The organism is Variovorax sp. P4_B10 (assembly GCF_056402375.1).
Genome location: NZ_JBFUHN010000129.1, coordinates 1 through 12,460 on the forward strand (window position 1 = coordinate 1; position 12,460 = coordinate 12,460).

Below are 12,460 nucleotides of genomic sequence, written 5' to 3' on the forward strand. Positions count from 1 at the left end.
CCCGTGAGCGACTTGCCGATCACTGCATAGGCGGTCTCGCAGAGCACCGCGCAGAACACCAGCAGGTTGCCGAGCCACGGCATCGACGACTTCGCCGCATCGGACGATGCCGGCGCGTGCGCAGGGGTGAGCGCCAGCAGGCCGATGCCGAGCGCGGCGCATGCAATGGCGAGCCCGATGCGCACCGTGATGCGTTCGCGCAGGAACAGCCAGCTCGCCACCGCGACCACCGCAGGGATCGACGCCATGATCACGCCCGCCGACACCGCGCTCGTGAGGCTCACGCCGAACAGCATGCAGATCGAGAACAGGAAGTTGCCGAGGAAGGATTCGAGGAAGACGAGCCAGCGTGTGCGGCCCGTCATGGGTGGTTCTTCGGGCCCGCGCTTGAGCCAGTGCGGCATCGCGAGCGCCGCGATGCCGAAGCGCAGCCACGCCAGCAGCAGCACCGGGAAGGCGGCGACCAGAGGCTTGGAGAGAGCGACGTAGCCGCCGACGAGCGACATGCTCAAGGCCAGGCAGCCATAGGCCACGAGGCGGCCGGAAGCGGGGGCGGCGGAGTTCAATAGACTGAAGTTTTTGTTGTTGCGGAAAGCGGATTCGATGATGCCCCACGTTTTTGTCTACGGCACGCTGCGCCGGCATGGGCGCAACGACATCGCGCGGTACCGGCCCGCACCTGTGTTCGTGGCCGAGGCGAGCATTGCCGGAACGCTGTACGACCTCGGTGCCTATCCGGGCGTCGTGCTGGATGGCGCGGGGCGCGTGACGGGCGAGATCTATCGCATCGAGTCCATGGTCGAGGCGGCGCTCGATCTGCTCGAAGAGGTGGCCGATGACGATTCGGGCGAGTACATCAAGCGCAAGGTGTGCGTGCAGGCCGGTGCGCAATGGTTCGATTGCCTGGTCTACGAGATCCATCCGGCGCGGACGGCGGGCCGCCAGGTGATCGAAGGCGGCGACTGGATCGCGCATGCGGCAGGCAAACCCCTGGCGTTTTCATCACCGAAAGATTGATTGCGTATTATGAAAAGCGCGACTGCTGCGCCGCAATATTTTTTCTCAATATGAGAAAAATAATTTTGTATTGAGAAATATCTTCGTAAGTTGTTGATTTTGTTGAGTGAAAAATATGTCTTCTATAAGACATAAGAGTCTGCGAACGGATTACAGTAAGTCCCATGGCCGCAGCGCCCAACCCTTCAATCAACCTCACGGAGTGACCATGCCCCAGACCCTCACCGAACAACTGAGCCGCGAACAGCAAATTGCCGCCCTCGAAAAAGACTGGGCCACCAATCCGCGCTGGAAGGGCATCAAGCGCGGCTACAGCGCAGCCGACGTGGTTCGCCTTCGCGGCTCCTTCCCGATCGAGCACACGCTGGCCCGCCGCGGTGCCGAAAAGCTCTGGGATCTGGTGAACAACGAACCCTACGTCAATTGCCTCGGCGCGCTCACCGGCGGCCAGGCCATGCAGCAGGTCAAGGCTGGCGTGAAGGCGATCTACCTGTCGGGCTGGCAAGTTGCCGCCGACAACAACAGCTACGCCTCGATGTACCCCGACCAGTCGCTGTACCCGGTGGACTCGGTGCCGACCGTGGTCGAGCGCATCAACAACACCTTCCGTCGCGCCGACGAAATCCAGTGGTCCAAGAACGTGAACCCCGGCGACAAGGGCTACACCGACTACTTCGCGCCCATCGTGGCTGACGCCGAAGCCGGTTTCGGCGGCGTGCTGAACGGCTTCGAATTGATGAAGGCCATGATCAAGGCCGGCGCCGGCGGCGTGCACTTCGAAGACCAGCTTGCTTCGGTCAAGAAGTGCGGTCACATGGGTGGCAAGGTGCTCGTGCCCACCACCGAAGCGGTGCAGAAGCTGATTGCAGCACGCATGGCTGCCGACGTGTGCGGCACCCCGACGCTCGTGATTGCCCGCACCGATGCGGAAGCGGCCGACCTCATCACCAGCGACTACGACGAGAACGACAAGCCCTTCCTGACCGGTGAGCGCACCGCCGAAGGCTTCTACAAGACCAGGAAGGGCATGGACCAGGCCATCAGCCGCGCAGTGGCCTACGCCTACTACGCCGACCTGGTGTGGTGCGAAACCGGCACGCCCGACCTCGAGTTCGCCCGCAAGTTCGCCGAAGCCGTGCACAAGGTGCACCCGGGCAAGATGCTTGCCTACAACTGCTCGCCGTCGTTCAACTGGAAGAAGAACCTCGACGACGCGACCATCGCCAAGTTCCAGAAGGAACTCGGCGCCATGGGCTACAAGTACCAGTTCATCACGCTGGCCGGCATCCACTCCATGTGGTTCAACATGTTCGACCTGGCGCAAGACTACGTGGCGCGCGGCATGTCGGCCTACGTCGAGAAGGTGCAGGAGCCCGAGTTCGCAGCGCGCGATCGCGGCTACACCTTCGTGTCGCACCAGCAGGAAGTGGGCACGGGTTACTTCGACGAAGTGACCACCGTGATCCAGGGCGGCAAGTCCAGTGTTACCGCTCTGACCGGTTCGACCGAAGAAGAGCAGTTCCACTGATCTGCCGACACGGATTTTTCGCTGTCACTTTCAAGCCCGGCCATGTGCCGGGCTTTTTTTGTGGGCGAGCGCCCGAGTCGATCAGCCTTCGAGGCGCACTTCGCGCACGCCGCGGCCCAGCCGCTGACGCAGCAGGGTGCGCAGCGTCACGCCATCGGCGTAGCCGACCATGCCGGCGATCTGCTCGAGGCTCTTGTCGCTGGTCTTGAGCAGGTGCACCGCGCGCTCCACGCGCAGGTCCTGCACATAGGACAGAGGGCTCTTGCCGAGCACCTGCTGCATCCGGCGGGCCAGCGTGCGCTTGCTGGTGCCGGCGGCCAACGCCGCCTCGTCGAGCGAAAAGCCGTCGGCCAGCCGGCCGCGCGCCCAGCGCTCGAAGCGTTCGACCAGCGGATCGGAATGCAAGAGGTGGTCGGAGATCACGTAGGCCGACTGCGACGGGCGCGAATCCACGATGAGATAGCGTGCGACCAACGTGGCGAGTTCGGGGCTCGCCTGGCGCACGAGCCAGAGCGCCATGTCGACATGGCTCAGCGCCGCGCCCGCAGTGACGCGATGGCCGGAGCTGACCAGCATGCGCGAGTCTTCGAGCTGCACGGCGGGGTAGCGCTGGCGGAACAGCGTGGCCAGCCACCAGGTCGTCGTCGCCTTGTGATGGTCGAGCAGGCCGGACTCCGCGAGCACGAAGGTGCCGATGCAGGCGGCCGCGAGGTTGGCGCCTTTGCCGGCGCGCTCGTGCAGTGCGGTGCAGGCATCTCGCACGTCGGCCCGGCGCAATGCGGGCTCCAGCGTTTCGGGCATCTTGCAGCCGAGCGCGGGGATGACCAGCCAATCCGCGGAGCCGCCGTCCATCGTGCGGGCCACAGGCACGGTCAGGCCTTGCGAGGTTCGCACTCTCTTGCGAACGCCCACGACCGTGACCTCGAAACGCGCCACGTCGAGCCGCAGCATGGCTGCGAGTTCGTTGGCGGTGGTGAACACGTCGAGCACCGTGGCGAGGCCGGTGTCGAAGACGCCGTCGAGGGCGAGCACATCGAGCTTCATGGCCATAACGATATCAAAGATGTCAAAAATGCCAATAGCTGCGAGTGGAGATGCTGCCTAGAGTGCATGCCAACGCCGCGCAATGTCGCGCGCCGTTGTTTTCACTCCAGGAGATGACCATGATCAAGTTCGCACTGTTCGCCCGCCTCGAGGCCAGGCCCGGCAAGGAATCCGAAGTCCAGCAATTCCTCGAAGCCGGCCTCGCCATGGCGCGTGAAGAGAAAACCACGCCGATCTGGTTTGCGCTGCGCCTGTCGCCGAGCACCTTCGGCATCTTCGACGCGTTCGAGGACGAGGCGGGGCGCCAGGCCCACCTGACCGGTCCGATCGCGCAGGCCCTGATGGCGAAGGCCCCCGAGCTGTTCGCCGACCCGCCGTCGATCGAGCCCATCGAGGTGCTGGGGCTCAAGAACGTCGCGTCCATGGCCTGAGCAGCCAGAAGCTAGAATCGCCGTCTCTGCACTCAACAAGAGCGAGAAAGGCACCTTGGTTATGACACCGCGAACTACTCCGCAAGGATTCAGCGGCTTTTTCTTCTCCGAAGGAAAAGGCCGGTAGCCCGCGCACGCTGGTTTCTTCCAGCTCTCAAACCAAGCAAAGCGCGGCATCCACCGCGCTTTTTTGTTTTTCTCCCGAGGTTTTCACATGATCCAGATCACGCTCCCCGACAACTCGCGCCGCGAGTTCCCAGGCCCGGTTTCGGTGGCCGAAGTGGCCCAGTCCATCGGACCCGGCCTCGCCAAGATGACGGTGGCCGGCAAGGTCGACGGCCGGCTCGTCGATGCCAGCGATGTCATCGATCACGATGCCAGGCTCCAGATCATCACGCCCAAGGACGACGAGGGTCTGGAGATCATCCGCCACTCGACGGCCCACCTGGTCGGTCACGCGGTGAAGCAGCTCTATCCGACGGCCAAGATGGTGATCGGGCCCGTGATCGACGAAGGTTTCTACTACGACATCTCCTACGAGCGTCCCTTCACGCCCGAGGACATGGCCGCCATCGAGGCGCGCATGCGCGAGCTGATTGCGCAGGACTACGACGTCGTCAAGAAGATGACGCCGCGTGCCGAGGTGATCGAGGTCTTCAAGTCGCGCGGCGAGGACTACAAGCTTCGCCTCGTCGAGGACATGCCCGACGAGCAGGCCATGGGCCTCTACTACCACCAGGAATACGTCGACATGTGCCGTGGCCCGCACGTGCCGAACACGCGTTTCCTGAAGGTCTTCAAGCTCACGAAGCTGGCCGGTGCCTACTGGCGCGGCGACGCCAAGAACGAACAGTTGCAGCGCGTCTACGGCACGGCCTGGGCCGACAAGAAGCAGCTCGACCAGTACATCCAGCGCATCGAGGAAGCCGAGAAGCGCGATCACCGCAGGCTCGGCAAGGAGCTCGACCTGTTCCACATCGACGAAGTGGCGCCGGGCGTGGTGTTCTGGCACCCCAAGGGCTGGGCGGTCTGGCAGGCGGTGGAGCAGTACATGCGCGGCATCTACCGCGACACGGGCTACTGGGAAGTGAAGGGCCCGCAGATCCTCGACAAGAGCCTGTGGGAGAAGACGGGCCATTGGCAGAACTACCGCGACAACATGTTCACGACGGAGTCGGAAAAGCGCGAGTACGCGCTCAAGCCGATGAACTGTCCGGGCCACGTGCTGATCTTCAAGAGCGACCTGCGCAGCTACCGCGACCTGCCGCTGCGCTACGGCGAGTTCGGCCAGTGCCACCGCAACGAACCCAGCGGTGCGCTGCACGGGATCATGCGCGTGCGCGGCTTCACGCAGGACGACGGCCACATCTTCTGCACGGAAGACCAGATCCTCGACGAATGCATCGCCTACACGGAGCAGTTGCAGAAGGTCTACGCCGATTTCGGCTTCACGGACATCCTCTACAAGGTCGCCACGCGGCCCGAGAACCGCGTCGGTTCCGACGAGCTGTGGGACAAGGCCGAGCATGCGGTGATGGAGTCGCTGCGCCGCTCGGGCGTCGATTTCATCATCTCGCCCGGCGACGGCGCCTTCTACGGCCCGAAGATCGAGTACACGCTGCGCGACGCCATCGGCCGCCAGTGGCAGTGCGGCACGATGCAGGTCGACTTCAACACGGCCGAGCGCCTTGGCGGCGAATACGTGACGGAATCGAGCGGCCGCGCCCATCCCGTGATGCTGCACCGCGCCATCGTCGGCAGCCTGGAGCGCTTCATCGGCATGTTGATCGAACACCATGCCGGCGCGTTGCCCGCATGGCTCGCTCCGGTGCAGGTTGCGGTGCTCAATATCAGCGAAGGACAGGCCGATTACGCTGCGCAAGTTGCGAAAGCGCTGCAAAATCAAGGGCTTAGGGTTCAGCTTGACCTGCACAACGAGAAGATTACGTATAAAATACGGAAGCATTCGTTGCAAAAGCTCCCTTATATCCTCGTCGTGGGCGACAAGGAAAAGGAAGCCGGTGCCGTCGCAGTGCGCGCCCGGGGCAATCAAGACCTCGGTGCAATGTCCCTCGAATCGTTCGTGCAACGGCTCGTCCAGGATGTTGCTGACAAGCGTTGATTTGTCTCTGAAACACCCCATATGTTTCCCAGCCAAATCGTGCCGCTTGTCCGCGAGGACTGACCGGCGTTCGCTACAGATTTTGTAGCAAATTTTGAAGGATTCTGACCATCGCTACTGCATTTCGCGACCGCCGCCACCGCGAGGAACGCCAACACCGCCTGAACCGGGAAATCATGGCCCCGGAAGTCCGCCTTGTAGGCCCGGAAAACGAGCCATTGGGTGTTATGAGTCTCTCGGAGGCCTTGCGCCTTGCTGGCGAGGCTGATGTGGATCTGGTGGAGGTCGTCGCGGCGGCCAACCCGCCAGTGTGTCGCCTGATCGAGTACGGGAAGTTCAAGTACCACGAGCAGAAGAAGGCGGCCGAGGCGAAGTCGAAGCAGAAGGTCATCGAGGTCAAGGAAATCAAGTTCCGCCCCGGTACCGACGATGGCGACTACAACATCAAGATGCGCAACATCAAGCGCTTTCTTGAAGAGGGCGACAAATGCAAGATCACGCTGCGCTTCCGCGGCCGCGAGATCACGCACCAGGAGCTCGGGCTGGCACTCTTGCAGCGTATCCGCGACGAACTGGGCGACCTGATCATGGTCGAGCAGTTTCCGAAGCTGGAAGGCCGGCAGATGATCATGATGATCGCGCCGGGCCGCAAGAAGGCCGGTGGCGGTGCTCCCAAGCCGGCGGCGGAAGCTGCTGCACCGGCAACGGCACCCACGGCAACTGCCTGAGGCGTTTGCAGCAGACGAGGTTTTGAAGGGATTTCGCCGTTGCCGGCACTTTGAAAGAAGCGCAGGCAGGGGCGGGATAAAGAAGTGTCTCGGGGCCAACAAGTCCGTGGAGTATTCACGGCGCCTCACGAGCACAAACTAAAGGAGCATTCACATGCCCAAAATGAAGACCAAGAGCAGCGCGAAAAAACGTTTCCGCGTTCGTCCCGGTGGCACCGTCAAGCGCGGTCAAGCCTTCAAGCGTCACATCTTGACGAAGAAGACCACCAAGAACAAGCGTCACCTCCGTGGTGCAGTCGCAGTGCATGAGACCAACATGGTTTCTGTCGCCGCCATGCTGCCCGGCCGTGGCATTTAACTCAGACGAACAAGGAGTACACACATGCCTCGCGTCAAACGTGGTGTAACGGCTCGCGCCCGCCACAAGAAAGTTCTCGCACTCGCCAAGGGTTTCCGCGGTCGCCGCGGCAATGTCTTCCGCATCGCCAAACAGGCGGTGATGAAGGCAGGCCAATACGCCTACCGTGACCGCCGTACCAAGAAGCGCGTGTTCCGTCAGCTGTGGATCGCGCGTATCAACGCCGCCTCGCGTGAACTGGGCCTGACCTACAGCCAGTTCGCCAACGGCATCCGCAAGGCCGGTATCGAGATCGACCGCAAGATGCTTGCGGACATCGCCGTGCACGACAAGGCCGCTTTTGCCGGCATCGTGGAGCAGGTCAAGGCCAAGCTGGCTGCTTGATTCTGCACAGCAGGGGTGCTGCCTTCGGGCAGTTTCCTGCGCCCACGGCTCAAGGGCTGGCGCTTGAAAAGGCTCCAGCTCTTTTTTATTTCCCCTCGAAGATTTTTGTTGCTATGAACGAGTTGGACTCCCTGGTCGACACCGCACACGCTGCCTTCGCCGAGGCGAAAACGCCCGCCGAGCTCGAAAACGCCAAGGCCCAGTTCCTCGGCAAGTCGGGCCGCATCACCGAGCTGATGAAGGGGATGGCCGCGCTGAGTGTCGAAGAGAAGAAGTCCCGCGGCGCCGCGATCAACGTGGCCAAGCAGGCCATCGAGTCCGCACTGACCGGCCGCCGCCAGCAGCTGGCCGATGAAGAACTCTCCCTGCAACTGCGCGCCGAAGCGCTCGACGTGAGCCTGCCCGGCCGCCGCCGCATTTCAGGCGGCCWGCATCCGGTGAGCCGCACCCTGGAGCGCATCGAGGAAATTTTCTCCAGCATGGGCTTCGACGTGGCCGACGGCCCCGAGATCGAGAGCGACTGGCACAGTTTCACCTCGCTCAACAACCCGCCGAACCATCCCGCGCGTTCGATGCAGGACACCTTCTACGTCGACCTGAACGGCGACGACGGCATTCCCTACAACCTGCGTCCGCACACCAGCCCGATGCAGGTGCGCTATGCGCATCAGCACATCAAGAAGTACGCGGCCGAGTTCGCCGCTGCTGCAGCCGACACCACCGGTACCGTCAAGGCGCCCGAGATCCGCGTCATTGCGCCGGGGCGCACCTACCGCGTCGACAGCGACGCCACCCATTCGCCGATGTTCCACCAGTGCGAAGGCCTGTGGCTCGGCGAGAACGTGAGCTTCAAGGACCTGAAGGTCGTCTTCACCGACTTCTGCCGCACCTTCTTCGAGCGCGACGACCTCGTGTTGCGCTTCCGCCCGAGCTTCTTCCCGTTCACCGAGCCCAGCGCCGAGATCGACATCCAGTTCCAGAGCGGCCCGCTGGCCGGCCGCTGGCTCGAGGTGTCGGGCTCGGGCCAGGTGCATCCGAACGTGGTGCGCAACATGGGGCTCGACCCCGAGCGCTACATCGGCTTCGCCTTCGGCATGGGCCCCGACCGGCTCACGATGCTGCGCTACGGCGTGAACGACCTGCGCCTCTTCTTCGACGGCGACCTGCGTTTTCTCTCGCAGTTCCAGTGATTCACTGACACGCCCTTTCCATATCAGAAAAACAGATCGAGATCGAAGAGATGCAATTCCCGGAATCCTGGCTGCGCGAGTTCTGCAACCCGCCCCTCGACAGCGCCACACTGGCCGAAACGCTCACCATGGGCGGCTTCGAGGTCGAAGAGCGCCGACCGGTGGCGCCGCCTTTCACGCGCATCGTGGTTGGCGAGATCAAGGAAGCCGCTCAACACCCGAACGCCGATCGCCTGCGCGTGTGCCAGGTCGACGCAGGGCAGGGTGCCTTGCTCAACATCGTGTGCGGTGCACCCAATGCGCGCGTCGGCATCAAGGTGCCGTGCGCGCTCGTCGGCGCCGAATTGCCGCCGGGCGAGGACGGCAAGCCCTTCCTCATCAAGCTCGGCAAGCTGCGCGGCGTGGAAAGCCAGGGCATGCTGTGCTCGGCGCGCGAGCTGCACCTGAGCGAAGACCACGGTGGCCTGCTCGAACTCGACGCCGACGCACCCATCGGTGCCGATGTGCGCGACGTGCTCAAGCTCGACGACGCGCTGCTCACGCTCAAGCTCACGCCCAATCTGGCGCACGGCCTCAGCGTCTACGGCGTGGCCCGCGAACTGGCGGCCCTGACCGGCGCGCCGCTCAAGACGCCGGCCATCGCGCCGGTGAAAACCTCGTTTGCCGACGTGCTGCCCGTCAAGGTCGAAGCACCCGAACTCTGCGGCCGTTTCTCGGGCCGCATCGTGCGCGGCGTGAACACCAAGGTCGCCACGCCGGCCTGGATGGTCGAGCGCCTCGCGCGCTGCGGCCAGCGCAGCGTGACACCGCTGGTCGACATCTCGAACTACGTGATGTTCGAGTACGGCCAGCCCAGCCACATCTTCGACCTCGACAAGATCCACGGCGGCCTCACGGTGCGCTGGGGCAAGGCGGGCGAACAGCTCAAGCTGCTGAACGGCACGACGATCACCGTCGACGACAAGGTCGGCGTGATCGCCGACGACCGTGAAGTCGAATCGCTGGCCGGCATCATGGGCGGCGACGCCACCTCGGTGTCCGACGACACCCGCAACATCTACGTCGAAGCGGCGTTCTGGTGGCCCGAAGCCGTCCAGGGCCGCTCGCGCCGTTTCAACTTCACGACCGACGCGGGCCATCGCTACGAACGTGGTGTCGACCCGAGCCGCACCGTCGAGATCATCGAGCGCATCACGCAACTGATCGTCGAGATCTGTGGTGGCCAGGCCGGTGCCATGGACGACCAGAAGCTGCACCTGCCCGAAGCCCTGCCTGTCACGCTGCGTGTGGCGCGCGCCGCACGCGTGATCGGCATGCCGCTTTCGCAGGCGCAATGTGCCGATGCGCTGAGCCGTCTCGGCTTTGCGCTGACCGCAGGCGAAGGCACGTTGACGGTCACCCCGCCGCCGCACCGCTTCGATCTGTTGATCGAAGAAGACCTGATCGAAGAGGTTGCCCGCCTGATCGGTTTCAACAACCTGCCGACCACCGCACCGCTGGCCCCCATCACGGCCCGCGTGCGGCCCGAAGCGCAGCGCAGCCGTTTCGCCGTGCGCCGCAGCATCGCGGCACTCGGCTACCAGGAAACCATCAACTTCAGCTTCGTCGAAGCGCATTGGGAGCAGGACCTCGCCGGCAATGCCAACCCGGTCAAGCTGCTGAATCCCATCGCCAGCCAGATGAGCGTGATGCGCTCGTCGCTGATCGGTTCGCTGCTGCACGTGCTCAAGTTCAACCTCGACCGCAAGGCACCGCGCGTGCGCGTGTTCGAGTTGGGGCGCGTGTTCATGCGCGACGACAGCGTGGCCACCACCGACAGCACCGTGCGCGGCATCAACCAGCCGATGCGCGTGGCCGGTCTCGCCTGGGGCGATGCCGATGAAGCGCGCTGGGACGGCAAGGCGCAGCGTGTCGATTTCTATGACGCCAAGGGCGACGTCGAGGCGCTGCTCGCACCGCGGGTGCCGAGCTTCGAGCCGGCCGAGCATCCGGCCCTGCACCCGGGCCGTGCGGCGCGCGTGCTGATCGACGGCAAGGCCATCGGCTTCGTTGGCGAACTGCATCCGCGCTGGCGCCAGAAGTGGGACTTCGCCCAAGCGCCGGTGCTGTTCGAACTCGATCTCGACGCGGTCACCGCGCGCCCGGTGCCCGTGGCCCAGCCGGTGCCCAAGCACCAAGCGGTCGAGCGCGACATCGCAGTCGTTGTCGCCGAGGCCGTCTCGCACGACGCGCTGATGCAAACGATCCGCGCGACTGCCGCCGCACAGGGGCTGCTGCGCGACGCGGCGCTGTTCGACATCTACCGCCCGCAACCTTTGCGCGACGGTGCTGTCGCAGCGCCCGGCGCCCTGGCGCAGGGCGAGAAGAGCATGGCGGTTCGCCTGAGCTTCCAGAGCGACAGCGCCACCCTGACGGACGAACAGGTCGAACCTGCGGTCCGTGCAATCGTCGAACAATTGGGCGCCAAGCTGGGCGGCCGCTTGAGGGGGTGATGAGAATGAACGCTGCCGAATTCACGCTCGAGGCTCTTGAAACGCCGGCGCTCACCAAGGCGCATCTGGCCGACCTTCTGTTCGAGCAGATCGGCCTGAACAAGCGCGAGTCCAAGGACATGGTCGAAGCGTTCTTCGAACTCGTGGCCAGCAGCCTGATCGAAGGCACGGACGTCAAGATCTCGGGCTTCGGCAACTTCCAGATCCGCGTGAAGGCGCCGCGGCCGGGCCGCAACCCGCGCACCGGCGAAGCCATTCCGATCGGCGAGCGTCGCGTCGCCACCTTCCATGCGAGTGCCAAGCTCAAGGAACAGATTCACGGAAGCATCGACCAAGGCAGTTCGTCCGAAGTCGAGTGGAGCCTGGGCACCGAATAGTGCTTGGTGCTCGACGGCCGCGTGGAGTAATCTCTGAGGTTTCCCGCGCACCATCTTGATTTCAATGGAGAAAACGCTCCCGCCGATTCCTGTCAAACGCTACTTCACCATCGGTGAGGTCGGCGAGTTGTGCGGCGTCAAGCCGCATGTGCTGCGCTACTGGGAGCAGGAGTTCACGCAACTGCGGCCGATGAAGCGCCGCGGCAACCGCCGCTACTACCAGCACCACGAGGTGCTCATGATTCGCCGTATCCGCGATCTGCTCTACGACCAGGGTTTCACGATCAGCGGCGCGCGCAACAAGCTGCAGGAGCTCGTGCAGGGTGAGCGCGACCGCCGCAAGGCCGGCGAGGTGCCACTCGAAGGCATGGAAGCCATCGAGATCGACCAGGAAGAATTCGACGCCGCCGTCGTGCAGGACAGCCCCGAACTGGCGGCGCCGCGCACGGTGGATCTGTCGCAGTTGTTGCACCTTCGGCGCGAACTCTTTGAAATTCGTGAGCTGCTGACCATCGGACGGTGAATTCCGCCGGCTATAATTGAGAGCTTCGGTGTGTGGCGCAGCCTGGTAGCGCACTTGCATGGGGTGCAAGGGGTCGAAGGTTCGAATCCTTTCACACCGACCAATGACAGTAACGGAGAGCCGATTAGCAAACGCTAATCGGCTTTTTCGTTTCTGGGCCAAGGGGTAAACAAGCTGGCCGCGATGCTGCGGATATGCCGGGCGCTTCTTTCTTGGACCATCTCTGACTTTGCGACCAGCAATGCTCTTAAGAGGCGCGCCTCGCT

The 12,460-nt window shown here is 63.7% G+C and carries 13 protein-coding genes and 1 tRNA gene; 12 read left to right on the forward strand and 2 right to left on the reverse strand.

The genetic code is table 11. The annotated features are described in order from the left end of the window. Positions 1-566: DMT family transporter (locus tag AC1DXX_RS31870; protein ID WP_478138205.1), on the reverse strand; the 566-nt coding region annotated here is incomplete at its 3' end. Positions 567-603: 37 nt separating this feature from the next. Here AC1DXX_RS31870 and AC1DXX_RS31875 point away from each other — a divergent pair. Next, positions 604-1,017 carry a gamma-glutamylcyclotransferase family protein gene (locus AC1DXX_RS31875; RefSeq protein ID WP_478138206.1) on the forward strand — a complete coding sequence of 138 codons (414 nt, stop codon included), beginning with the start codon at positions 604-606 and terminating at the stop codon, positions 1,015-1,017. A gap of 208 nt (positions 1,018-1,225) precedes the next feature. Then, positions 1,226-2,545, forward strand: a complete 1,320-nt coding sequence (gene aceA, locus AC1DXX_RS31880) for an isocitrate lyase (RefSeq protein WP_478138207.1) — start codon at positions 1,226-1,228, stop codon at positions 2,543-2,545. Positions 2,546-2,626: 81 nt separating this feature from the next. Here aceA and AC1DXX_RS31885 read toward each other — a convergent pair whose 3' ends face one another. Next, positions 2,627-3,589, reverse strand: a complete 963-nt coding sequence (locus AC1DXX_RS31885) for a GlxA family transcriptional regulator (protein WP_478138214.1) — start codon at positions 3,587-3,589, stop codon at positions 2,627-2,629. 119 nt (positions 3,590-3,708) lie between these two features. On the opposite strand from AC1DXX_RS31885, the gene AC1DXX_RS31890 reads away from it, so the two are divergent. The 10 genes from AC1DXX_RS31890 to AC1DXX_RS31935 all read left to right on the forward strand — a co-directional run bounded on the left by AC1DXX_RS31890 (position 3,709) and on the right by AC1DXX_RS31935 (position 12,297). After that, complete coding sequence (locus AC1DXX_RS31890) at positions 3,709-4,020, forward strand: putative quinol monooxygenase (RefSeq protein WP_478138208.1); 312 nt, start codon at positions 3,709-3,711, stop codon at positions 4,018-4,020. A gap of 214 nt (positions 4,021-4,234) precedes the next feature. Next, on the forward strand, positions 4,235-6,142 hold the full coding sequence (thrS, locus tag AC1DXX_RS31895) for a threonine--tRNA ligase (protein WP_478138209.1): 1,908 nt from the start codon (positions 4,235-4,237) through the stop codon (positions 6,140-6,142). Between the two features lie 101 nt (positions 6,143-6,243). Next, a complete protein-coding gene (infC, locus tag AC1DXX_RS31900) occupies positions 6,244-6,870 on the forward strand; it encodes a translation initiation factor IF-3 (protein WP_478138215.1) in 627 nt (208 codons plus the stop codon). A gap of 154 nt (positions 6,871-7,024) precedes the next feature. Further along, positions 7,025-7,228 carry a 50S ribosomal protein L35 gene (rpmI, locus tag AC1DXX_RS31905; protein WP_007832497.1) on the forward strand — a complete coding sequence of 68 codons (204 nt, stop codon included), beginning with the start codon at positions 7,025-7,027 and terminating at the stop codon, positions 7,226-7,228. Between the two features lie 24 nt (positions 7,229-7,252). Next, positions 7,253-7,612, forward strand: coding sequence for a 50S ribosomal protein L20 (gene rplT / locus AC1DXX_RS31910; RefSeq protein ID WP_012747009.1), 360 nt, complete (start codon positions 7,253-7,255; stop codon positions 7,610-7,612). Positions 7,613-7,725: 113 nt separating this feature from the next. After that, on the forward strand, positions 7,726-8,802 hold the full coding sequence (gene pheS / locus AC1DXX_RS31915; protein WP_478138210.1) for a phenylalanine--tRNA ligase subunit alpha: 1,077 nt from the start codon (positions 7,726-7,728) through the stop codon (positions 8,800-8,802). 50 nt (positions 8,803-8,852) lie between these two features. Beyond that, a complete protein-coding gene (pheT, locus tag AC1DXX_RS31920; RefSeq protein WP_478138211.1) occupies positions 8,853-11,294 on the forward strand; it encodes a phenylalanine--tRNA ligase subunit beta in 2,442 nt (813 codons plus the stop codon). A gap of 5 nt (positions 11,295-11,299) precedes the next feature. Next, positions 11,300-11,671 carry an integration host factor subunit alpha gene (locus AC1DXX_RS31925; protein ID WP_478138212.1) on the forward strand — a complete coding sequence of 124 codons (372 nt, stop codon included), beginning with the start codon at positions 11,300-11,302 and terminating at the stop codon, positions 11,669-11,671. A 64-nt stretch (positions 11,672-11,735) separates the two neighbouring features. Next, positions 11,736-12,194 (forward strand): MerR family transcriptional regulator, encoded by a 459-nt coding sequence (locus tag AC1DXX_RS31930; protein ID WP_478138213.1) that lies wholly within the window; start codon positions 11,736-11,738, stop codon positions 12,192-12,194. Positions 12,195-12,220: 26 nt separating this feature from the next. Next, positions 12,221-12,297: transfer RNA gene (locus tag AC1DXX_RS31935), tRNA-Pro, on the forward strand. The last annotated feature ends 163 nt before the right edge of the window (positions 12,298-12,460 follow it).